This window comes from Bradyrhizobium sp. CB2312 (assembly GCF_029714425.1).
In the GTDB taxonomy this organism is placed as follows: Bacteria; Pseudomonadota; Alphaproteobacteria; order Rhizobiales; family Xanthobacteraceae; genus Bradyrhizobium.
The window spans coordinates 4477228-4499282 of the sequence record NZ_CP121668.1 but is presented as its reverse complement, the minus strand read 5'-3'; the positions used below and the strand labels follow the sequence as shown (position 1 = coordinate 4499282).

The window sequence follows — 22055 nt, the reverse complement described above, 5'->3', positions numbered from 1 at the left end:
GTCCGGGTTACAAATCTATACCATGGGTGACCCCAATGAAACTCCTCCATATCGACTCCAGCGTCCTCGGCCCCCACTCCGTCTCCAGGCAGGTTTCCGCCGCCATCGTCGACCGGCTCAGGCAGGCGACGCCTTCCCTCGACATCGCCTATCGCGATCTGACCCAGACCCCGCTCGCCCACCTTTCCGGCTCGCACCTCGCGGCCGCGCAAGGCGCGCCCGCGCCTGCGGAACTCGGACCCGACCTTGCCGCGAGCGCGGCCGTTCTGAACGAGTTCCTCGATGCCGACATCGTCGTGATCGGCGCGCCCATGTACAATTTCACCATCCCGAGCCAGCTCAAGGCCTGGATCGACCGCGTCCTCGTGGCGGGGAAGACCTTCAAATATGACGCGAGGGGCCCGCAGGGCCTTGCCGGCAGCAAGCGCGTGATCGTGGCGATCTCGCGCGGCGGCTATTACGGCCCGGGCACGCCGGCCGCCTCACTGGAGCATCTCGAAACTTACTTGCGGGGTGTGTTCGCCTTCATGGGCATCACCAGCCCCGAATTCATCGTTGCCGACGGCATCCAGGTTGGCCCCGAGCATCGCGAGAAGGCCCTGGCCGGCGCTCTTGCGGCCGCCACCAGCCTGCGCGCGGCGTAAGGCTCACACTGAAAACAGCCGCTGCCGGCCTTTCGGCGGCGGCTGACCGATCGAACGGACCTAAAACCAGGAGCCCTGAATTCCCAGGATCACGGCGACGAGCGAGATGAATAGCCCGATGCCGGAGAACAGAGCCACCCCGATGAACTCGGACGTGTCGGAGCGTTTGGCTGATGTGGCGGACCGTTCGGTGTAAATACGCGGTGCTGAAATCGACGAAAAAATGCGAGCTGCCTTTGGCATCACGGGCTCCTTTAAATGAGTCTTTTGACCCCCGCCCGTAAAAAGGTCTTGGCAGCATGCGCCAAGGTTCAACGCCTCACACAAGGTTCAACAAATATATCCCGCAGGATGCGGGAACCTGTCGGCACAACCGCGCGAGGCCGGCCGACAGATTCAATTTTCACTTCACTTGATCAACCACGGTAAATCGGCGCGCCGCTCGGCGAGGCCACTGCGCCGCCGTCGACGAATATCTCCTGGCCCTGGATGTGCGCGGCATCATCGGAGGCAAGGAACAGCACCGTCTTCGAAATGTGATCTGGTTCACCAATGCGCCCCAGCGGCGTCGACAGCGCAATGCGCTTTTCGAATGCTTTCTCCGCTTCAGGCGTTGCGATTGCCGCGCCCCAGATCGGCGTGCGGATCGCGCCGGGCGCAACGACGTTGACGCGAATGCCGCGCGGCGACAGTTCCGAAGCCATGATGCGCGCCATCGCGCGCACGCCGGCCTTGGCCGCGCCATAGGCAGAGTAGCCGGGAATGCCAAGCACGGAGATCACCGAGCCATTGAGGATGATCGAGGCGTTGTCGTTGAGATAAGGCAGCGCCGACTGCACCGTGAAGAACACGCCGGTGAGGTTGGTGCTGATGACCTTCTCGAAAACCTCGAGCGTCGCCGACCCCAGCGGCGTGCCGCCGGGAATCCCGGCATTGGCGAACACGATGTCGAGCTTGCCGAACTTGTCGGCGCCCTTCCTGATCGCAGCTTCCGTCGCCGCGATGTCGGTGGCATCAGCGACGAGCGCGAGCGCGTTCGGCCCGAGTTCCTTCGCCGCAGCCTCCAACGTCTCCTTGTTGCGCCCGGTGATGACCACCTTGGCGCCCTCCGCCACGAACAGCTTTGCCGTCGCCAGTCCAATGCCGCTATTGCCGCCGGTGATCAGGGCCGTCTTGTTCTTCAGTCTCACGCTCGTCTCCAGTGGTTGCATAATGAAACTAAGTTGCCATCTAGAGCGCATGGTTTTATGATGCAACCACACAAGCGCGTGATCGACGCCGAAATCGTGCGAATGCGACAGGACGACAGACGATGGTGAAACGAACGAGCTTCGAAGGAGATTCCTGCCCGATCGCGCGGTCGCTGGAAGCGATCGGCGACTGGTGGTCGCTGCTGATCGTCCGCGAGGCGCTGTTCGGCGTCCGCCGCTTCGGCGAATTTCAGAGCAAGCTCGGCATGGCCAAGAACATCTTGTCCGTGCGGCTGCGGTCGCTGGTCGACCACGGCATTCTGGAAACAGCCCCCGCGTCGGACGGCAGTGCCTATCAGGAATATGTGCTGACGCCGAAGGGCCGCGGCGTCTTCCCGGTCCTCGTCGCGCTGCGCCAATGGAGCGAGGAGTTCGACGACCATCCCGAAGAGATCGCAACCATCCTGGTCGACCGCGAGAAAGGCCGCCCGGTGAAGAAGCTCGAAATGCGCGCCGAGGACGGCCGCCTGCTCAGCCCCGCAGACACCACGCTGAAGCCGCGGCCTGCGCCGCGACGGCGCTCGGCGTGATGACGGCAAGTCTGCTACGACACCGTCATTGCGAGCGGAGCGAAGCAATCCAGAATCTTTCCGCAGAGGCAGTCTGGATTGCTTCGCCGCGCTCGCAATGACCACGTGGAGGGGCTTGTACAAAATACAGTCAGCGTCAAAGATGCCTGAATACCGCAACGTGGCACCGCCATGCCCCTGCTCGCCATCGTCTATTTCTCCATTACCGGCACCATCGAGAAGCTCGCGCATGCAGTAGCGCGTGGAGCGGATGGCGTGGCGGACATCGCACTCTGTCGCATCACGGGCGATGACATCGTGTCTGGCCGCTTCCAGAATGAGAGCCTATTCGAAGCGATCGACCGCGCCAGCGCAGTCGCATTTGGCAGCCCGACCTACATGGGCGGGCCCGCGGCTCAATTCAAAGCATTCGCAGACGCGTCAAGTGACCGCTGGAGCCAACAGCGTTGGGCCAACAAGATCGCCGCCGGATTCACGACGGGCGCCTGCGCGAGCGGCGATCAACTGCACACGCTGACTTACTTTTCCATTCTGGCTGCGCAGCACGGCATGCTCTGGTGCGGACTGGATATTCCGGGCGGAGAGGATCCGGGCGGCCGTAATCGCTTGGGCAGCCAGCTCGGCCTTGCGACGCATCAGGTCGACGGCGCGCTGCCTCGGGGCGACCTCAGCACGGCCGAATATCTCGGGCAGCGATTGGCTCGGATGGTTGGCCGCAACGGCTGACCACCCCGTCATTGCGAGCGTAGCGCAGCAATCCCGAGTCTTTGACGACGTTGATGCAGAGCGCCACAATCTCTCACCGTCACGCTGAGGTGCTCGCCTCTTCGGCGAGCCTCGAAGGGCGACGGCCCGGCCGTTCATCCTTCGAGGCTCCCGGCGCGATGCTCCGCATCGTGCCGCTCGCACCTCCAGCGACGAGCGCTCTGCGCTCGCGCGGGGATGACGGGACTGATCGCAACCGGGAAGCGGCTAGGACAGCTTGCGCTTGCTCCGCAGGCGCAAATGCTCGTCTGCCTCCAGCTTGGTCATCCCCAGGAGATAATGCAGTACGTCGAGCTTGTGACGCTCGGCGAGTTTGCGCAAAGCGCCGGCCTGCTCGGAGATGAAGGCGACCGCCTCATCGGCCCCGCCTTCCCCCGGTTCCTCGTTGCGCGTGCGTGTCGGCGCGCGTGATGCGGCGCGCGCCCGTTTCCTTCCCGGCTTCGTCACCCGACCCCACCCCGAATCCCTGCCCCGGAGGAACTTTACGCCGATCCTGCGCAACTCCAAGGTGGTATTTTGCAACTTTCTCGATATGAAACTTTTCCCATTCGGAACGCTCTCAACACCCCTCGATTTGACAGGGACCGCCTCACCACCCATGTTCGGATCGAAACGGCCGACCCGAGTCCTTTCGTCTTCGGCCTAAGATTTTCCCGTAAGTCACTGGAACTACATGAATATCGTCATTGTGGAGTCGCCGGCGAAAGCCAAGACGATCAACAAATATCTGGGCTCGTCCTACGAGGTTCTGGCCTCGTTCGGCCATGTCCGCGATCTCCCCGCGAAGAACGGCTCCGTCGATCCCGACGCCAACTTCAAGATGATCTGGGAGGTCGACCCCAAGGCGGCCGGCCGGCTCAACGATATCGCCAAATCCCTGAAGGGCGCCGACCGCCTGATTCTCGCCACCGACCCTGATCGCGAGGGCGAGGCCATCTCCTGGCACGTGCTGGAGGTGATGAAGGAGAAGCGCGCGCTGAAGGATCAGAAGATCGAGCGCGTGGTATTCAACGCCATCACCAAGCAGGCGGTCTCGGAGGCGATGAAGAATCCGCGCGAGATCGACGGTGCGCTGGTTGACGCCTATATGGCGCGCCGCGCGCTGGACTATCTCGTCGGCTTCACCCTCTCCCCCGTGCTGTGGCGCAAGCTGCCGGGCGCCCGCTCGGCCGGCCGCGTGCAGTCGGTGGCGCTGCGCCTCGTCTGCGACCGCGAGCTCGAGATCGAGAAGTTCGTGCCGCGCGAATACTGGTCGCTGATCGCGACCCTGCTCACGCCGCGCGGCGATGCCTTCGAGGCGCGCCTCGTCGGCGCCGACGGCAAGAAGATCCAGCGTCTGGACATCGGCACCGGTGCGGAAGCCGAGGACTTCAAGAAGGCGCTGGAACTGGCGAGCTACGCCGTCACCGCGGTGGACGCCAAGCCGGCCCGCCGCAATCCGCAGGCGCCCTTCACCACCTCGACGCTGCAGCAGGAAGCCAGCCGCAAATACGGCTTTGCGCCGGCGCACACCATGCGCATCGCCCAGCGCCTCTATGAAGGCATCGACATCGGCGGCGAGACCACCGGACTCATTACTTATATGCGTACCGACGGCGTCCAGATCGCCCCCGAGGCGATCACCCAGGCGCGCACGGTGATCGGCGAGGATTACGGCAACGCCTATGTGCCGGACGCCCCCCGCCAGTACCAGGCCAAGGCCAAGAACGCCCAGGAAGCGCACGAGGCGATCCGTCCGACCGACCTCTCCCGCCGCCCCGACAGCATGAGCCGCAAGCTCGATGCCGACCAGGCCAGGCTCTATGAGCTGATCTGGAAGCGCACCATCGCGAGCCAGATGGAATCGGCCGAGCTGGAGCGCACCACCGTCGACATCACCGCGAAGGCCGGCGCCCGCACGCTGGAACTGCGTGCCACCGGCCAGGTCGTCAAGTTCGACGGCTTCCTCGCCCTCTATCAGGAAGGCCGCGACGACGAGGAGGACGAAGACTCCCGCCGTCTGCCCGCGATGAGCCCGAACGACGCGCTGAAGCGGCAGTCGCTCGCCGTCACGCAGCATTTCACCGAGCCGCCGCCGCGCTTCTCGGAAGCATCCCTCGTCAAGCGCATGGAAGAGCTTGGCATCGGCCGTCCCTCGACCTACGCCTCGATCCTTCAGGTCCTCAAGGACCGCGGCTACGTCAAGCTGGAGAAGAAGCGCCTGCACGGCGAGGACAAGGGCCGCGTCGTGGTCGCGTTCCTCGAAAGCTTCTTCGCCCGCTACGTCGAATACGACTTCACGGCCAGCCTCGAAGAGCAGCTCGACCGCATCTCCAACAACGAGATCTCCTGGCAGCAGGTGCTGAAGGATTTCTGGACCGGCTTCATCGGCGCCGTCGACGACATCAAGGACCTGCGTGTCGCGCAGGTGCTCGACGTGCTCGACGACATGCTGGGCCAGCACATCTATCCGCCTCGCGCCGACGGTGGCGATATCAGGCAGTGCCCGAGCTGCGGCAACGGCCGGCTGAACCTGAAGGCCGGCAAGTTCGGCGCCTTCGTCGGCTGCTCGAACTATCCGGAATGCCGCTACACCCGTCAGCTCGCCGCCGACAGCGAGACCACCGCCGACCGTTCGCTCGGCCAGGATCCCGATACGGGTCGCGATGTCTGGGTCAAGGCCGGCCGCTTCGGCCCCTATATCCAGCTCGGCGAGCAAAAGGATTATGAGGAAGGCGAGAAGCCGAAGCGCGCGGGCATCCCGAAGGGCACCTCGCCCGGGGATGTCGACCTCGAGCTCGCGCTGAAGCTGTTGTCGCTGCCGCGCGAGATCGGCAAGCATCCGGAGACCGGCCAGCCGATCACGGCAGGCCTCGGCCGCTTCGGGCCGTTCGTGAAGCACGAGAAGACCTATGCGAGCCTGGAGGCCGGCGACGAAGTCTTCGACATCGGCCTCAACCGCGCCGTGACGCTGATCGCGGAAAAGGCCGCCAAGGGCCCGAGCCGGCGCTTCGGCGCCGATCCCGGCAAGGCGATCGGCGATCACCCCTCGCTCGGCACCGTCACGGTGAAGGCCGGCCGCTATGGCCCCTATGTCAGCGCGGGCGGTGTCAACGCGACGATTCCTGCCGAGATCGAGAAGGACGCCATCACGCTGCCGCAGGCGATTGCGCTGCTCGATGAACGCGCCGCCAAGGGCGGCGGCAAGGCCAAGGCCGCCAAGAAGGCGAAGCCGGCCAAGTCAGCCAAATCCGCCGACGGCGAGGACGCAACGCCGAAGAAGAAACCGGCCGCGAAGAAAGCCGCGGCCAAATCCAAAACCGAATCCACCAGCAAGGCGCGCGCTGCCGTGTCGTCGACCGCCAAAACGTCGCCGACCAAGACAGCCGCCGCCAAGGCTCCGGCCAAGAAGAGTGCCGGCAAGAATTAGATCAAGAATTAGAGGTTAAGTGAAACGCAAGCATGACCATGGCTTTCCCGACAGGCAAGCCATCGTCGCCTTCATCAAGGCAAATCACGGAAAGGTCGGAACCCGCGAAATTGCGCGCGAGTTCGGCCTGAAGAACGCCGATCGCGTCGAGCTCAAGCGCATGCTGCGCGAGCTCGCAGACGACGGGATCATCAAGAAAAAACGCCACACGGTGTCCGAGCCGGACGCGCTCCCGCCGACGCTGCTCGCCGACATCACCGGCCGCGACAGCGACGGGGAATTGATCGCCTCCCCCGCCGAATGGGACGAGGTCGAGAGCGGCGAGCCGCCAAAAATTCTCATTGAGATGCCGCGCCGGGCCAAGCCCGGCACCGCCGCCGGCGTCGGCGACCGCGCGCTGCTGCGCGTCGAACGCACCGACGAGGACGAAGGCCCGGCCTATCGCGGCCGCATCATCAAGGTCATCGACAAGGCCAAAAGCCGCATCCTCGGCGTGTTTCGCAGCCTGCCCGAAGGCGGCGGACGGCTCGTCCCCGTCGACAAGAAGTTCGCCGACCGCGAGCTGAATATCGCCAGGACCGATACATCTGGCGCGCAGGATGGCGATCTCGTCAGCGTCGACATCGTCCGCACCCGCGGCTTTGGCCTTGCCTCAGGCCGGGTCAAGGAGAAGCTCGGCTCGGTCAAATCGGAGAAAGCGATCAGCCTGATCGCGATCTACGCCCACGAGATCCCGCTGCAGTTCTCCGCCGCCGCCGAGCGCGAGGCGGAAGCGGCAGAACCTGCGAACCTTAGGGGACGCGAGGACTGGCGCGACGTCCCGCTCGTCACCATCGATCCGCCTGACGCCAAGGATCACGACGACGCGGTGCATGCGCAGGCAGACGATGATCCCAACAACAAAGGCGGCTTCATCGTCAACGTCGCCATCGCCGATGTCAGCTTCTACGTCCGGCCGGGCACCGCGCTCGACCGCGACGCGCTCGATCGCGGCAACTCGGTCTATTTCCCCGACCGCGTCGTGCCGATGCTGCCCGAGCGCATCTCCAACAATCTCTGCTCGCTGGTGCCAGGCGAGCCGCGCGGCGCGCTCGCGGTGCGCATGGTGATCGGCCCCGATGGTCGCAAGCGCTCGCACAGTTTTCATCGCATCCTGATGCGCTCGGCGGCGAAGCTGAACTACGCGCAGGCGCAGGCCGCGATCGACGGCCGCACCGATGACACCACCGGTCCCCTGCTCGATCCGATCCTGAGGCCGCTCTACGCCGCCTACGCCTGCGTCAAGCGGGCCCGTGACGAGCGCGATCCGCTCAACCTCGATCTGCCCGAGCGCAAGATCCTGCTCAAGAGCGACGGCACGGTCGACCGCGTCGTCGTGCCCGAGCGTCTCGATGCGCACAAGCTGATCGAGGAGTTCATGATCCTCGCCAACGTCGCCGCGGCCGAGATGCTGGAGAAGAAATCGCTCCCGCTGATCTACCGCGTGCATGACGAGCCGACGCTGGAGAAGGTCCATGCGCTGGCGGAGTTCCTGGAGACGCTCGACGTCCCGTTCACCAAATCAGGCGCGCTGCGCCCCACCCTGTTCAACCGCGTGCTGGCCCAGCTCGAAGGCCACGACTATTACCCGCTGGTCAGCGAGGTGGTGCTGCGCGCGCAGGCGCAGGCGGAATACTCCTCGGAGAATTACGGTCATTTCGGCCTGAATTTGCGCCGCTACGCGCATTTCACCTCGCCGATCCGCCGCTACGCCGACCTCGTCGTGCACCGCGCGCTGGTCCGCGCGCTCGGGCTCGGCGAAGGCGCCCTGCCCGACAGCGAGACGCCGGAGAGCCTCGGCGAGGTCGCCGCGCATATTTCGCTGACCGAGCGGCGCGCGATGAAGGCCGAGCGCGAGACCGTCGACCGGCTGATCGCCCATCACCTCGCCGACCGCATCGGCGCGAGCTTCCAGGGCCGCGTCTCCGGCGTCACCCGCGCCGGCCTGTTCGTGAAGCTCTCCGAGACCGGCGCCGACGGCCTGATCCCGATCCGATCCCTCGGCACGGAATATTTCAACTATGACGAGAGCCGCCACGCGCTGGTCGGCACCCGCAGCGGCACCATGTATCAGCTCGGCGACGTCGTCGACGTCCGCCTGATCGAAGCGGCGCCCATCGCCGGTGCGCTACGTTTCGAGCTGCTGTCCTCGGACAGCGAGAGCGGCCCGCGCGAGCGCCGTCCGTTCCGCGCCGCGCGAAAATCGTCCAAGGCGCATCCCGGCCGCAGCCCGGAGAGAAAACGCAAGCCGGAGAAGCAAAAATCCGGCAAGGGCAGGACGCCGAGAAAGAACAAGGGCAAGAACCAGGGTAAGAGCAAGAAGGGCAAGGCGTGGTGACGATGAGCACGGCCCCGAAGATCTGGACGCGCGAGACCGGTCTCGTCGAGAAGCGCGACGTCTGGACCGCAATGAAGCGCAGCTTTCGCAGCCGCTGCCCGCGCTGCGGCCAAGGCAAGCTGTTCCGCGCCTTCCTGAAGACAGCTGACAATTGCAGCGCATGCGGCCTCGATTTCACGCCGCACCGCGCCGACGACCTGCCCGCCTATCTCGTCATCGTCATCGTCGGCCACGTTACCGTGCCGGCGATTCTCTGGATCGAGACCAATTACACGACGCCGATCTGGCTGACCTTCGTGGCCTATCTGCCCTTCACGTTCTTTGCCTCGCTCGGGCTGCTCCAGCCGGTGAAGGGAGCTGTGGTCGGCTTGCAATGGGCTCTGCGCATGCACGGGTTTGACGAGAACCCTCCGGATGGTATTCCGCCGGTGTAAGCAAATAAGCAAGAAGCAGTTTGGGTGAGGACATGACCGATACGGCGCAGGCGGCCGAGAAGGCAAAGGTTCACGACGAGAAGGAAGCCGACCACCATCCCTATTTCCGCCCGCGCGATGCGGCGACGCTGATCCTGGTCGATCGCAGCGGCACCATTCCGAAGGTGCTGGTCGGCAAGCGCCACGACAAGGTGGTGTTCATGCCCGGAAAATTCGTCTTCCCCGGCGGCCGCGTCGACAAGGACGATCATCGCGTGCCGTGTGCGGCCCCCATCACCGCGGAGCTGGAAGCCAACCTCGCCAAGGGCAGCCCGAAGACGCCGGCCTCGCGCGCGAAATCGCTGGCGATCGCCGCGATCCGCGAAGCCTGTGAGGAGACCGGCCTCTGCCTCGGGCGCAAGGTCGAGGGCAAGGCCAGGCTCGAGGGTCCGTGGAAGCCGTTCGCGGATGCAGGCCTCCTGCCTGATCCCTCCAGCCTGTTCTTGATCGCACGCGCGATCACCCCGCCCGGCCGCGTCAAGCGCTTCGATACGCGCTTCTTCACCGCCGATGCCTCCGCCATCAGCCACCGCGTCGAGGGCGTCATCCACGCCGATGCGGAGCTGGTCGAGCTGGTCTGGGTCGAGCTCGGCTCGAAGCCGCTCGCCGAACTGCATCCGATGACGCGCAACGTGCTCAACGAGCTCGACACCCGCCTTGCCATCGGCCCGCTGCGCCACGACGCGCCTGTGCCGTTCTTCCATTTCTACGGCGGCAAGATGCAGAAGGATATTTTAAGCTAGGGGCTGTTCCGTGTCATTCCGGGGCGCGCGCCCCGGAATGACAGACCGACTTAGTCGGCGTCCGGCTCGGTGCCGACATAGTCACGCGCCGGCAGCTTGAGCACGCGGCCGATTTCGCCGGCCAGCCTGTCGGCGTCGTCACGCTTCGTGAAGCTCATCAGGTTGATCGGTTCGGTACCCTTGTTGCCGCACTGATTGACGTCATAGGCCGTCAGCTCCGGATCGTAGTCTTCCGTGATGCTGATGAAATGGTAGTCGGCGAGATCGCGGTGCTTGCGAAAATTCAACGGGCCGAACTGGCTGGTGATGACGATCTGGCGCAGCGTCTCGTTGAGCACGACGAAGGTGCGGAAGGTCAGCAGGATCAGTCCTGGAATGCCGACGAGCAGGCCGAGACCGGTGAACACCAGCACCGGCACGAGATCGTCGGCGAGTCGGCCGAAGCCGGAAAAATCCTGGCGCAGGCCGAGCGCGACATTCCACAGGAGATAGCCGCTCGCCGCCAGCAGCGGCAACGACAGCAGCCGGCCGACCCAGGGCATGGGCCGATCTATGCGGACCATGCCGCCATCCACTGTCATTGCGCCGGCCATGTCGGGTCTCCTTGCGAGGTTATGGCTTGGTCGGGACTAGAAGCGGATTGGTTCGAACAGGCGCGCCCGCCGCGTTGCGACCGGCCTCCCTTTCGTCACGATGCGCCGGTGCCGTTGTTGCATTTCCATGGCGGCAAGATGCAACGAGATGTGCTAGGTGAGGGAAAAGGCGCTTAAACGACTGGAGGGTCGGATGACGCGGTTCGCAAGGCCTCTGCTCGCTTCCGTCGCGTTGTGCAGCCTGCTCTCGCTGCCTGCCCATGCGGAGCTCGACGTCGCCAGATTGAAGCAAACGATCGAGACTTCCTTCGAGAGCGACTATCCGAAGCTCGACGCGCTCTACAAGGACATCCACGCCCATCCCGAGATCGCCTTCCAGGAAGAGAAGACCGCGGCGAAACTCGCCGCCGAGATGCGCACGATCGGCTTTGAGGTCACCGAGCACGTCGGCAAGACAGGTGTTGTTGCCATCTACAGGAACGGCGACGGTCCCACCATCATGGTTCGCACCGAGCTCGATGCGCTGCCGATGGAGGAGAAGACCGGCCTGCCCTATGCCAGCCGCGACAAGCAGATCTGGCAGGGCCGCGAGACATTCGTCGCCCATAGCTGCGGCCATGACATCCACATGGCGAGCTGGGTCGGCACGGCCAAGACCCTGGTCGGCATCAAGGACCAGTGGCACGGTACGCTGATGTTCATCGCGCAGCCCGCCGAGGAAGAGGTCGCGGGCGCAAGGGCGATGATCGACGATGGCCTGTTCACCCGCTTTCCGAAGCCCGATGTGGGATTTGCCCTGCACGATGGCAGTGGAGCCTATGGCTCGGTGACCTACAGGGTCGGGGTCGGATCGTCGAATGTCGACGGTCTCTTCATCAGATTCCTTGGCCGCGGCGGCCATGGCGCGATACCGCAGGTGACCATCGATCCCGTCATGATGGCATCCCGCTTCGTCGTCGACGTGCAGAGCGTGATCAGCCGCGAGAAGGACCCGACCGAATTCGGCCTCGTCACCATCGGCGCGATCCACGCCGGCACCGCCGGCAACATCATTCCCGACGAGGCCAGGGTGATCGGCACGATCCGCAGCTTCAAGCCGCAGGTGCGCGCCAGGATGCTGGCGGGGATCGAGCGGACGGCGAAGGCGGTGGCTGCGATGGCGGATGCGCCTGCGCCCGAAATCCATCTCGACGAGGGGACCAAGGCGGTGGTCAACGATGCCGCCGTGGTCGGCCAGGCCGAGCGGGTGCTGAAAGCGGCCTTCGGCGACAAGTTCAACGTCAGTCCTGCGAACACGACCAGCGAGGACTATTCGGAATATGTCAACGCCGGCGTGCCTTCGATGTTCTTCAACATCGGCGTCTATGAGCCCGACCGCGTTGCCGCCGCGCGTAACGGCAGCGGACCGCCGCTTCCCGGCAACCACTCGCCGCAATTCGCCCCGGTGCCGAAACCGACCATCCAGACCGGCGTCACCGCGATGACGCTCGCCGTGCTGAGCGCCTTCGATCAAAGGGCGCGGGGGCAGTAATCCCCCTCGCTCGGCGCCTGCGGCTTGATGGCTTCTCAGATGCGCAATCGCGCATCATAGCTTGCCACTACGCAGCGCCCCGGAATGACGCGAACGTGCTGAGAGTTGATCGAAAAACGAAAAATTCTTCCCAGCCTTCCCAATGGCAGAGTTCCGCCGCGTCCCTATGTCTTTGCGAACGACACCCAGAACGGATACGGGGCGATGGCACAACGGCAACTCAAGCTTGGCGCGTTCATGCGCCCGATCAGCATCCACACCGGCGCCTGGCGCTATCCCGGAGCCTGGCCCGACGCCAATTTCAATTTCGGCCACATCAAGACGCTGATCCAAAAGCTCGAGGCCGGCAAGTTCGACGCCTTTTTCATGGCCGATCACTTGGCCGTCTTGAACATGCCGATCAACGCGCTCAAGCGCAGCCACACCGTGACCTCGTTCGAGCCGTTCACGCTGCTGTCGGCGCTCTCTGCCGTCACCGAGCGGATCGGCCTGATCGCGACCGGCTCGACCACGTTTGACGAGCCCTATCATGTCGCGCGCCGCTTCGCCTCGCTCGACCATCTCAGCGGCGGCCGCGCCGGCTGGAACATCGTCACCACCTCGAACCCGGACGCGGCGCTGAATTTCGGCCTCGACGACCACATGGAGCACGCCGAGCGCTACAAGCGCGCCCGCGAGTTCTACGACGTCGTCACGGGCCTCTGGGATTCCTTCGCCGACGATGCCTTCGTGCGCGATGTGGAATCCGGCCTGTTCTTCGATCCCGCAAAGATGCACACGCTCGACCACAACGGCAAATATCTGAAGGTCCGTGGTCCCCTCAACATCGCCCGCCCCGTGCAGGGCTGGCCGGTGATCGTGCAGGCCGGCGCGTCGGAAGACGGCAAGCAGCTCGCGGCCGAAACCGCCGAAGCCGTGTTCACCGGCGGCAGCAGCCTCGCCGACGGACAGAAGCTCTATGCGGACATCAAGGGCCGCATGGAGAAGGTCGGCCGCGACCCCGAGCACCTCAAGATCCTGCCCGGCGCCTTCGTCGTGGTCGGCGACAGCGTCGATGAAGCCAAGGAGAAGCGCGCGCTGCTCGACAGCCGCGTGCATTACGACAGCGCCATCGCTTCGCTCTCGGTCATCCTCGGCACCGACGCCTCCGGCTTCGATCCCGATGGCCCCCTCCCCGAGATCCCCGAGACCAATGCCAGCAAGAGCGGCCGTCAGCGCATGGTCGATCTCGCCGCTCGCGACAAGCTCACCGTGCGCCAGCTCGCCCAGCGCGTCGGCGGCTATGGCGGGCTGTCGTTCGTCGGCACGGCGAAAACCATTGCCGACCAGATGGAGGAATGGCTGGTCGGGCGCGGCTCCGACGGCTTCAACATCATGTTCCCGTTCCTGCCCGCCGGCCTCGACGATTTCGTCGACAAGGTGGTCCCGGAGCTCCAGCGCCGCGGGATTTTCCGGAAAGAGTATGAAGGGGCCACTTTGAGGGAGAATCTGGGCCTGCCCCGGCCGAAAAACCGCTTCTTCGAGGCTTAATGGGCCCGATTTGAGTGGTTTTCCAGGTGTAAAACCTTGACATCAGGCGGTTTCTGGCTACGTTGCCGGCCAACGCGGGCCGTTTGGCCGGCTCCAGATTCCCCAATTTTCTGAGGTTCAGAACATGGCCAAAGCGGTCACCATCAAGGTCAAGCTCGTGTCTTCGGCTGACACCGGCTTCTACTACGTCGCCAAGAAGAATTCGCGCACCATGACCGACAAGCTGGTCAAGAAGAAGTACGACCCGGTCGCGCGCAAGCACGTCGAATTCCGCGAAGCCAAGATCAAGTAAGATCGCGGAATAAGCTGAAAGACTTTTGACGGGGCCTCACGGCCCCGTTTTTATTTGCGGCCGTTTTTATTTGCGGTCGATGGTCGTAGCCTTCGCGTCCATGATCGCAGCCCTGAACGAGGAACATGTCGGTGGCTACTCGGTCGCTTATGGCCGCGACGATGTCTATTTCCCGGTCTACGTCACGGCGGCGCTGGCCGCGATCTTCTGCACGGCCGCGTTTCTCACCGGTGCATTCTACTGGCTTGTGCTCGCGGCGCTCGCGGCCGGGTTCACCTACTACAACATTCCACTGCTCGAGACCGGCCGGCCCACGATCGGCGCGAACCAGTACGGCATCTTCGTCCAGGCCTTCGGCCTGATCCGGTGGCGCGCCATCGAGCGCATCGATCTTGTCGAGATCGCCGAGCGCGCCATGACGGTGCATGAACTCCAGATCGTGCTGAACGCGCCGCTCACCAGCGCGCTCGTGGCCGACTGGCGCAAGCAGCCGTCTTGGCGCTGGCTGATGCGCCTGCCCTGGCGAATGAGCCACACCAACATGGTGCGGATCAATGTCGAGCCGTTCGATCAGCCGCCGGACACGATCCATCGCACCTTCCTGCGGATGTGGCGCTACTACCGCAGCTGAGCCTCACGTCCGCTGCACGAGGTGCGTATAGGCCTCTGCCCTCATGCCGTAAGTCCATGCGACCGCTTCGCGCGGCGTGTGCAGATTGGCCGGCACCTGGAGGAAGAAATGCCTGCGCGCGCCGTCCGGCTCGGGCGTGGCGTTGACGACCTCCACGGCGGCCCAGGCGTCCGCAGCGAGCCAGTTGCGGCGCCACAGGATTCCGGTCTCGTCCTCGGCCACGCGCGTGGCGCCGCCGAGCGCGACGTATCGCGCCGGCGTCATGATCTCGATCATGCAGCGGCGGACCTGGACGTCGATCTGGTCGTCGATCGCAGCGAGCGTGATCCGGTCCTGCTGCTCGATGATCCAGCGGGGCACCTCGACCCCGCGCCAGGCCCAGATCGACCAGCCGTCGGGATAACGCAGCGCCGGACCGCTGGCGTGATGTAGCCGATCGCGTGCATCAGCGCATAGCATGTTCGGTCGCTCCGCGAGCCAGCAGCTGTGCTCGTGCGGCAGCAGCCAGCCCGCGCTCGTCGCGAGTTGCATCAGGCCGCGCAGCGGCTCGGCCTCGGCGTGCAAACCGAGGACCTCGCGGAGATAGTCGTACGCACCCAGCCACGACAGATCGTGCGACCCCGCCGCGCAGCTCGAAAAGCTCCGCGGGGCGGTGAGCGCCTGCAGCACGCCGGCGAGCGACAGACCGGTTCGGCGCAGCTGGCCCAGCACGGACAGGTTCTGCTCCGGCACGTTCCGTATCACCGCCTCGGCCGCAGCAGTGACCAGCGTGTCGGCGGGATTGACTGCGCTGTCGACCGCGGCAAGCACCTTCCGGTGAATCCGCGCCTCGATTTGCGAAACGATTTGACGGCGAAGCCGATCGACGAGCTGAAAGCGCACATTGCGGCCGTCATCGCGCGACACGGCAAGCCCGGCCAGCGCCTGCGGACCGTCGCACCAGACGATGCGGGCCGGCGACGCCAGCCCCGCGGCACGATAGGCCAGCCGCACGCCCTGCTCCGCGGCGTCGCGATCGGCAGGCGCGGTCGAGCGTCGGACCGCTCTCCACCGCGCACGGTAATCGCCCAACGCCGCCGTCTGCCCGACAGACAGCGCCTGCTCAGTCGGCGAGGACGCGCGCATCTCGCGGCCCGAGCTCACGCTGGCGGCGCACCCGATAGGTCCCGCGCAGCAGCGTCAACGGCGCATGCTCCTGATGCGTCACCCGCGCATAGGCCGAGGCGATCAGGAGATGCCCGAGATAGAGCCCGGCCGGAATGTCACGCGCCAGATCGTCGTCGCGAAACAGTGTCACGCGCTCGCGGATGGCATGACAATGTCCGGTGGCCTCGCCCTCCAGCAGGACCAGCGGCACACCTTCGGCGGTCTCCGTGAGCGTTCCCGATGGCGCGACATCGGACACCCGCTCGATCAGCAGGTCACCTTGCGCAAAGATCTCGGTCATCGTGCCTTCTCCCTTGCCGGCGCATCCGTGCGAACCGCGGATGGCCGGGTTGGTTCAACATCGTTATCGACGGTCTAAAGCGCGATGAGATTGGGATGAATCGTCATCGCGCTTTGAGCATGATCTCCGAGCAAACGCGTTCCGCGTTTGTCGCGAGGGAAAACCGCTGCACACTTTTCCGGATCATGCTCTAGTGCACGACCTCGCCATGCAGTGCGAGGTCCAGACCGTCGCGCTCCATATCCTCCGATACCCGCAAGCCGACGAACAGCTTGACCACGTACAGGATGATCAGGCTGACGACGGCGTCATAGACAAAGACCGTGGCGACGCCGATGCACTGGTTGACGAACTGGATCGGGTTTCCCTCCAGCGCGCCCGCGGTGCCGCCATATTGCTCGACGGCGAAGATGCCGGTAAGCAATGCGCCGACGATGCCGCCGACGGCGTGCACACCGAAGCAGTCGAGCGCATCGTCATAGCTGAACATGGCCTTCAGCCCGGTGCATCCCCAGTAGCAGAGGACACCGGCCGCGATCCCGATCACGAAGGCCCCCACCGGGCTGACGAAACCGGACGCCGGCGTGATGGCGACGAGGCCCGCGACCGCACCCGAGCAGATGCCGACGACCGTCGGCTTGCCCTTGAGCGACCACTCCACGAGCATCCACGTGAAGCCGGCGACCGCCGTTGCGATCTGCGTCACCAGCATCGCCATGCCGGCCTGCATGCCTGCCGTCACCGCGGAGCCTGCGTTGAAGCCGAACCAGCCGACCCAGAGCAGCGAGGCGCCGATGAAGGTCAGCACCATGTTGTGGGCCGGTCCCGTCTCCTTGCGCCTGCCGAGCATGATGGCGCACATCAGGCCCGCCACGCCGGCATTGATATGCACGACGGTCCCGCCCGCGAAATCCAGCACCTTGACCCAGGCGGCGTCATTGCCGGAAGCGAAGATTCCGTCGGGGCCCCAGACCCAATGCGCGACCGGCGCATAGACGAAGATCGCCCACAGGCCGATGAACCAGAGCATCGCGGAGAACTTCATCCGCTCGGCGAAGGCGCCTGCGATCAGCGCCGGCGTGATGATCGCAAACGTCATCTGGAAGCAGATGTAGACGCTTTCGGGAATCGTCGCCGCAAGCGGATTGGGATTGCCGATCCCACCCTTGCCGATGTCGCTAAGAATGTCCCTCAGGAACATGCGGTCCAGCCCCCCGACGAACGGCGTGCCGGCGCGGAATGCCAGGCTGTAGGTCAGGATCGCGAACAGGATCGTGACCAGGCAGGTCACCGCAAAGCTCGTCATCACGGTGTCGCCGACGTTCTTCTTGCGCACCATGCCGCCATAGAACAACCCGAGCCCCGGCACCGTCATCATCAGCACCAGCGCGACGGAGGTGAGCATCCAGGCGGTGTCGCCGGGATTGGGCGTGCACTTCTCGAGGATCTTGCCGCCGCAGGCCGGCGGGCCCGCATCCTCCGCCAAGGCAACGTCGCTGAGGACGAGGTAGAAAAGTGCCATTCCGAGCAACGCGACCGCCAGCGTCAGCAGCCTTTGGCGCGTCGATGCTTTTGATTCCATCACCATCCTCCCAAGTCGCAAGAGATGTCTTCCGGCCGTGGCTTTGACTGGAACCGTCGAGATGAACGTTTGCGCCGGCGCGACGCGCTAGCGTGATCAGCTCGGATTTTTGGGACACAATGATCAGGACTCGGCGCGATGAGGTCGTCGAGCGTCGATGGCTGGAGACTGGCGGCGACCAGCCTCATGGCTTATCGGCCTTTCCCTTGTCACCAGATCGGAAAGCGTCAAAGACGATTCCAATTCCTGGTCAAAAACATGCAAGATTTGCGCCATCGACGCGATTTCAATCACCCCGCTGAACGCGCTGCGATTTCCATTTGCCGCTTTGCCACAAGCCCGATGCGTGCTGCTTCATACAGCAGCGTCTCGCCCAATGAATGAGCAGATGCTGACGATGCCTACATCGTTCGCAACAGCGGCGGCGCTGTCGGCCTGATCAGCGCAGATGCGATCTGCACGATGCCGGCCGTGCGCCCCCACCTCCCCCAGGCTCTCTTTCAGTTGAACTTGGGCCCTGGTGTCGGCCAACGCTGGCCCTGGCAGCCGATGGTCGCGCGCAAGCACGTCGAATTCCGCGAAGCCAAGATCAAGTAAGATCGCGGACGCTGAAGACTTTTTGCGGGGCCCCTTCGGGCCCCGTTTTATTTTGCCTCTCTCTGGCTCTGCAACGCACCGCTGAAGAAGCGCTGCGCTTCGTCCGGAGCACGCGAGACTGAATTCATCCGCCACCCTTTCTCCGCGCCGTCATTGCGAGCCACCGGGCCCACGCAAAGCGCGGCCCGATGACAGGCTCCGCAAAGCAATCCGGGGTGCCTCCTGCGGAACGACTCTGGATCGCTTCGTCGCAAGCGCTCTTCGCAATGAAGGCCTGCAGAGACCTTTCGCCGAACGCAAACTTCGCGGCTGCTTTGAGTGCGTCAGCGTTTCTCTCGGCTGTGCCGATGGCGCGTTTATCACCAGGCATCTCCTCAACCCCTGATTGCTCAGCCTCAAATGTATGTTACCGTGCACTTACCGGGAGGGCATTCCGTCCCGGATTTGGAAGGACATGGTCATGAGATTTTCATCAAGCCTTGTCGTGCCTTCAACCGTCGCTGCCTTGTCAACCGTCTTGCTGTGCGCTCCGGCAGCATCGCAAATCCCAACAGGCTCCGCCGCCACTCTTCCTTCTGTGACGGTCGATGCGCCGAAGCAGACGGCAAGGCCGCATAGACAGGAGCGAGCGGCAACGACCGGGGCATCATCGCGCCGGACTGCGTCGACCGCTCAAACGTCGTCTTCAGGCACACGGACGCCTTCCTATGCGCCGGGTTCGGTGATGGGGAGGATTGCCGGCCTCGAGGCACGCGCCAGCAGCTGCAACGGTGGCTGTGCATCAAGCTTCCCACACGGCAAAGAGCCCTGGATTGGATGCAGCGAGTCGGGCGGCGGTCTGAACTATGGGCCTTTCTCGCCAACGTGCCGAGACACCATCACTCATACATCCTACGAGAATTGCGTCGAGACGAAGGTGTTCCTGGGCGAGTTTCGCAACAGAGCCCACTGGTTTTGCAGCAGCCTGCAGGCCGGCAACAGGTTCAAGGTCGCCGACCTCAAGCGTCCGGGACGTCGCTAGTCCAAGCCTCTCGCAGGCTTGATCACGACAAGGCAGCCCGGCGTCCGCCGAACATCCTCAGCGGACGCTTGCGGCCGTGCGCCCCCGTGCCGGCTCTGATACTGGAGCGAGTGACTGCGACGGTCGGTTCAGCAACAGCAGCGCCGGCCGACCAAGTGTGACCCACCTCAAAGAGCGTCGTGAGGGGATTCAATATCTCCAGCGGGATTGTTGCATGAACCTGGTCCATTCCCGTGAAAAGCCATTTGCCCCTGCTGGATCCGCTGCGCTTCGCAGCCGCGCTCGGAGTTGCTATTTTTCACCAGATGTTCTGGTCCTGGGCCTGGGCTTCGATCGGCGTCCCCGGTTTCGAGCGTACCGTCGCCGCCGATGTGTTGTACCCGTCTGCCGCGCCCTTCACATGGTTCGGCTGGGTCGGTGTCGAGATCTTCTTCGTCATCTCCGGCTTCGTCATCGCGAATTCCGCGAGCCAGTCTACGCCGGGCGCGTTTCTGCTTGGTCGCGCGCTCCGGCTTTATCCGGCGGTCTGGGTCTGCGCCACCGCGACCTTCCTCGTCCTGCTTCTGTTCGGGAGCGGACCGGCGTCCGAATTCATCCTGCGTTACATCCATGCCATGCTGATGGTACCGAAGGGCGTCACGGGTCAATGGCTTGACGAGGTCTATTGGACGCTGGCCGCCGAGACGGCGTTTTATGGCCTCGTGTTTTGCGCGATGCTCACGAAGAGGATCACCCTGCGGCACCTCGCCTTCGGTCTCACCATCTACAGCGCAGTGTTCAACGCCGTCGCGCTGCTCGTGCTGTCATGCACGACACCGTCCGAGCTGCCCTATCTGGTCATTCTGATGTTTCGGGTGCCGTGCGCAGCATTCCTGTTGACCCACGGCTGCTTCTTTGCGCTGGGGATCTGGCTGTTCATGTCCGCGAACAGGCAATTGACGGCGCACGAACAGATCGCCGTTGCAGTCACCTGTCTGTCGGGCGCCGTGGAAATCTACTTCTTCGCCTCCTTCTTCCTGACGTCCATCCCCGCCATCGCGGATCAATCAGCCCTTGTGCCGATCATGGTCTGGGCGGCCGCGGTGCTCCTGATTGCCCGAGCCGCGAACCGGAGCAGGCGCTTTGCGGGCACCACTTCCCCGGAAGCACCGGCTTATCTGAGAACGCTCGGACTGATCACCTATCCGCTCTATCTCACCCATAACGTCATAGGCTCGGCGATCATTCGCGCCTTGGTCGCGGCCGGCCTGGATGCCACTACGGCCGTATGGATCGCGCTGGGCATGCTGGTCCTGGTTTGCTGGTTCATCTGCGCGAAGATCGAGCCGGCCGTCAGAGGCGCGCTGATGCAAACGCTCGCGCATTTCGGCAGGCTGCCCCAAAGGCAACCCGCCTCCAGCCGCCCGACGTTGGCCCGCGGGCTGCGCCTTCCCCTGCCCGTCCCCGTGAAGGCGAACGTGATGGCGTCGTGGCCGCGATAAGCGTCCGCCCCACACCGCCCGTGCGGGATTGATCACCCCCTTGGCGGCCTTCATTTGAATGATGACGGAACAAGTGGGACCGGACCAATCTAGGCCAAACACCTAAGAGAGACCAGCAGATGAGCACCTGCCCCGCATGTGGTCATGCATCAACTGCGAAATTGTTCGAAGTGACTGCAGATCAGGCCTCTCGATCCTTCGTCAATCCGCGCCAGTATCCAGCTCGCTCCCGGGAATTGACGCATTACCTGTCAAGTCTCTGGGGTCGTAGCACATGCGATGTCCGTAGATGCAGCGATTGTGGATTCGGCTTTGCAGATCCGTTCGTCGCGGGTGGCGCTGACTTCTATAATCTGGCCGCGCCGCATCCCTCCTATCCAACCACGAAATGGGAGTATGCAAGGACGATCGAAGAGCTCAACGGCATGACGACTGCCGGAAAAACCATCATCGATGTCGGTGCCGGGTTTGGGTATTTTCTCGATCTCGTCAGGGACAGGTTGTTCCACACGCCCGACATCCATGCCCTGGACTACAACCAGACAGCACTCCTCGCATTGCAGTCGAAAGGCTACAAGACCTTTTCGGTCGATCTGCGAGACGCTGCTTTCGACTCCCTGAAGGGAGCCTTCGACATGATCTTCATGTTTCAAGTCTTCGAGCACATGGACCGAGTGGATGACGTTTTCGCTCGATTGAAATATCTTCTAAAGCCGCAAGGCTCGGTCTTCATCGCCGTCCCCAATGACATCCGGACCTGCTATATGGAGCGCCACGGCTCGCTCCTGGACGTGCCACCAAACCACATCGGCCGGTGGACGACGGCGGCGTTCGAAGCCCTCTGTCGACGACACGGCCTGCAATTGAGCAAGTGCGAGCACGAACCATTCAATCTCGCGACATTCCTGCAGCAAGACATCGTAGACAGCTTTCTATGCAAGGCGGAGAAGCCGGGTAGCGTGGGCGAATTCGTCCGTGGCCTGCCGCGGAGCAAAGCGCAGCGGATTACGCAGGCTTTGGTTGCACTTGCGCAGTCACCAACACGCTTACCGGCATGGGCATACGCCGCCAGGAATTCATCGAAGCTGGGGAGCGCACTCTGGGTGAAGATTGATAAAGGCTCGTAATGTGAGCCGCCCCCTTCACATCCCGTTGACCG

Annotated in this window: 21 protein-coding genes; 14 read left to right on the top strand and 7 right to left on the bottom strand. The window is 63.9% G+C overall.

Annotation, left to right across the window (positions count from 1 at the left end):
- Positions 1–35 precede the first annotated feature (35 nt).
- Complete coding sequence (locus QA642_RS22025; RefSeq protein WP_283086483.1) at positions 36–644, top strand: NAD(P)H-dependent oxidoreductase; 609 nt, start codon at positions 36–38, stop codon at positions 642–644.
- Between the two features lie 60 nt (positions 645–704).
- On the opposite strand, the gene QA642_RS22020 is transcribed toward QA642_RS22025, so the two are convergent.
- Positions 705–887 (bottom strand): hypothetical protein, encoded by a 183-nt coding sequence (locus QA642_RS22020; protein WP_283086482.1) that lies wholly within the window; start codon positions 885–887, stop codon positions 705–707.
- Between the two features lie 173 nt (positions 888–1060).
- Positions 1061–1834, bottom strand: coding sequence for an SDR family oxidoreductase (locus tag QA642_RS22015; protein ID WP_283086481.1), 774 nt, complete (start codon positions 1832–1834; stop codon positions 1061–1063).
- Between the two features lie 122 nt (positions 1835–1956).
- On the opposite strand from QA642_RS22015, the gene QA642_RS22010 reads away from it, so the two are divergent.
- Together QA642_RS22010 and QA642_RS22005 are read left to right on the top strand one after the other, a co-directional pair.
- Positions 1957–2424 (top strand): helix-turn-helix domain-containing protein, encoded by a 468-nt coding sequence (locus QA642_RS22010; RefSeq protein WP_283086480.1) that lies wholly within the window; start codon positions 1957–1959, stop codon positions 2422–2424.
- Between the two features lie 171 nt (positions 2425–2595).
- A complete protein-coding gene (locus tag QA642_RS22005; RefSeq protein WP_283086479.1) occupies positions 2596–3150 on the top strand; it encodes a flavodoxin family protein in 555 nt (184 codons plus the stop codon).
- A gap of 246 nt (positions 3151–3396) precedes the next feature.
- Here QA642_RS22005 and QA642_RS22000 read toward each other — a convergent pair whose 3' ends face one another.
- Entirely contained in the window at positions 3397–3636 is a 240-nt protein-coding gene (locus tag QA642_RS22000; RefSeq protein WP_027559641.1) for a hypothetical protein, read from the bottom strand.
- A 226-nt stretch (positions 3637–3862) separates the two neighbouring features.
- On the opposite strand from QA642_RS22000, the gene topA reads away from it, so the two are divergent.
- From topA to QA642_RS21980, 4 genes are read left to right on the top strand one after another with little or no spacing between them, the layout of a single operon-like run.
- A complete protein-coding gene (gene topA / locus QA642_RS21995; protein ID WP_283086478.1) occupies positions 3863–6598 on the top strand; it encodes a type I DNA topoisomerase in 2736 nt (911 codons plus the stop codon).
- Positions 6599–6617: 19 nt separating this feature from the next.
- A complete protein-coding gene (gene rnr, locus QA642_RS21990) occupies positions 6618–8975 on the top strand; it encodes a ribonuclease R (protein ID WP_283086477.1) in 2358 nt (785 codons plus the stop codon).
- The gene (locus tag QA642_RS21985; RefSeq protein ID WP_283086476.1) at positions 8969–9409 is read left to right on the top strand and encodes a DUF983 domain-containing protein; all 441 of its coding nucleotides are present in this window, start codon (positions 8969–8971) and stop codon (positions 9407–9409) included. The genes rnr and QA642_RS21985 overlap by 7 nt, the downstream gene beginning before the upstream one ends.
- 32 nt (positions 9410–9441) lie before the next feature.
- Complete coding sequence (locus tag QA642_RS21980) at positions 9442–10191, top strand: NUDIX domain-containing protein (protein ID WP_283086475.1); 750 nt, start codon at positions 9442–9444, stop codon at positions 10189–10191.
- Positions 10192–10241: 50 nt separating this feature from the next.
- Here QA642_RS21980 and QA642_RS21975 read toward each other — a convergent pair whose 3' ends face one another.
- Positions 10242–10784, bottom strand: a complete 543-nt coding sequence (locus QA642_RS21975) for a hypothetical protein (RefSeq protein ID WP_283086474.1) — start codon at positions 10782–10784, stop codon at positions 10242–10244.
- 193 nt (positions 10785–10977) lie between these two features.
- Between QA642_RS21975 and QA642_RS21970 the strand changes: the two genes are divergently transcribed.
- The 4 genes from QA642_RS21970 to QA642_RS21955 all read left to right on the top strand — a co-directional run bounded on the left by QA642_RS21970 (position 10978) and on the right by QA642_RS21955 (position 14768).
- A complete protein-coding gene (locus QA642_RS21970) occupies positions 10978–12315 on the top strand; it encodes an amidohydrolase (RefSeq protein ID WP_283086473.1) in 1338 nt (445 codons plus the stop codon).
- A 204-nt stretch (positions 12316–12519) separates the two neighbouring features.
- Complete coding sequence (locus QA642_RS21965) at positions 12520–13845, top strand: LLM class flavin-dependent oxidoreductase (protein WP_283086472.1); 1326 nt, start codon at positions 12520–12522, stop codon at positions 13843–13845.
- Between the two features lie 124 nt (positions 13846–13969).
- Positions 13970–14137, top strand: a complete 168-nt coding sequence (gene rpmG / locus QA642_RS21960) for a 50S ribosomal protein L33 (RefSeq protein WP_007603295.1) — start codon at positions 13970–13972, stop codon at positions 14135–14137.
- Between the two features lie 100 nt (positions 14138–14237).
- Positions 14238–14768 carry a hypothetical protein gene (locus tag QA642_RS21955; protein ID WP_283086471.1) on the top strand — a complete coding sequence of 177 codons (531 nt, stop codon included), beginning with the start codon at positions 14238–14240 and terminating at the stop codon, positions 14766–14768.
- A gap of 3 nt (positions 14769–14771) precedes the next feature.
- Here the strand turns inward: QA642_RS21955 and QA642_RS21950 are convergent, their stop codons facing one another.
- The 3 genes from QA642_RS21950 to QA642_RS21940 all read right to left on the bottom strand — a co-directional run bounded on the left by QA642_RS21950 (position 14772) and on the right by QA642_RS21940 (position 17797).
- On the bottom strand, positions 14772–15761 hold the full coding sequence (locus QA642_RS21950) for a DUF6745 domain-containing protein (protein ID WP_283086470.1): 990 nt from the start codon (positions 15759–15761) through the stop codon (positions 14772–14774).
- A 109-nt stretch (positions 15762–15870) separates the two neighbouring features.
- Complete coding sequence (locus tag QA642_RS21945) at positions 15871–16215, bottom strand: hypothetical protein (RefSeq protein ID WP_283086469.1); 345 nt, start codon at positions 16213–16215, stop codon at positions 15871–15873.
- A gap of 190 nt (positions 16216–16405) precedes the next feature.
- Positions 16406–17797 carry an ammonium transporter gene (locus tag QA642_RS21940; RefSeq protein WP_283086468.1) on the bottom strand — a complete coding sequence of 464 codons (1392 nt, stop codon included), beginning with the start codon at positions 17795–17797 and terminating at the stop codon, positions 16406–16408.
- 157 nt (positions 17798–17954) lie between these two features.
- Between QA642_RS21940 and QA642_RS21935 the strand changes: the two genes are divergently transcribed.
- From QA642_RS21935 to QA642_RS21925, 3 genes are all read left to right on the top strand, one after another.
- On the top strand, positions 17955–18236 hold the full coding sequence (locus QA642_RS21935; protein WP_283086467.1) for a hypothetical protein: 282 nt from the start codon (positions 17955–17957) through the stop codon (positions 18234–18236).
- 1424 nt (positions 18237–19660) lie between these two features.
- Positions 19661–20896 (top strand): acyltransferase, encoded by a 1236-nt coding sequence (locus QA642_RS21930; RefSeq protein WP_283086466.1) that lies wholly within the window; start codon positions 19661–19663, stop codon positions 20894–20896.
- A gap of 119 nt (positions 20897–21015) precedes the next feature.
- Positions 21016–22023, top strand: coding sequence for a class I SAM-dependent methyltransferase (locus QA642_RS21925; RefSeq protein WP_283086465.1), 1008 nt, complete (start codon positions 21016–21018; stop codon positions 22021–22023).
- The last annotated feature ends 32 nt before the right edge of the window (positions 22024–22055 follow it).

Coding starts and splice junctions, on each gene's coding strand:
- QA642_RS22025 (WP_283086483.1), top strand. CDS start 36: ATGAAACTCCTCCATATCGACTCCAGCGTCCTCGGCCCCCACTCCGTC.
- QA642_RS22020 (WP_283086482.1), bottom strand. CDS start 887: ATGCCAAAGGCAGCTCGCATTTTTTCGTCGATTTCAGCACCGCGTATT.
- QA642_RS22010 (WP_283086480.1), top strand. CDS start 1,957: ATGGTGAAACGAACGAGCTTCGAAGGAGATTCCTGCCCGATCGCGCGG.
- QA642_RS22005 (WP_283086479.1), top strand. CDS start 2,596: ATGCCCCTGCTCGCCATCGTCTATTTCTCCATTACCGGCACCATCGAG.
- topA (WP_283086478.1), top strand. CDS start 3,863: ATGAATATCGTCATTGTGGAGTCGCCGGCGAAAGCCAAGACGATCAAC.
- QA642_RS21980 (WP_283086475.1), top strand. CDS start 9,442: ATGACCGATACGGCGCAGGCGGCCGAGAAGGCAAAGGTTCACGACGAG.
- QA642_RS21975 (WP_283086474.1), bottom strand. CDS start 10,784: ATGGCCGGCGCAATGACAGTGGATGGCGGCATGGTCCGCATAGATCGG.
- QA642_RS21970 (WP_283086473.1), top strand. CDS start 10,978: ATGACGCGGTTCGCAAGGCCTCTGCTCGCTTCCGTCGCGTTGTGCAGC.
- QA642_RS21965 (WP_283086472.1), top strand. CDS start 12,520: ATGGCACAACGGCAACTCAAGCTTGGCGCGTTCATGCGCCCGATCAGC.
- rpmG (WP_007603295.1), top strand. CDS start 13,970: ATGGCCAAAGCGGTCACCATCAAGGTCAAGCTCGTGTCTTCGGCTGAC.
- QA642_RS21955 (WP_283086471.1), top strand. CDS start 14,238: ATGATCGCAGCCCTGAACGAGGAACATGTCGGTGGCTACTCGGTCGCT.
- QA642_RS21945 (WP_283086469.1), bottom strand. CDS start 16,215: ATGACCGAGATCTTTGCGCAAGGTGACCTGCTGATCGAGCGGGTGTCC.
- QA642_RS21940 (WP_283086468.1), bottom strand. CDS start 17,797: ATGGAATCAAAAGCATCGACGCGCCAAAGGCTGCTGACGCTGGCGGTC.
- QA642_RS21935 (WP_283086467.1), top strand. CDS start 17,955: ATGGCTGGAGACTGGCGGCGACCAGCCTCATGGCTTATCGGCCTTTCC.
- QA642_RS21925 (WP_283086465.1), top strand. CDS start 21,016: ATGAGCACCTGCCCCGCATGTGGTCATGCATCAACTGCGAAATTGTTC.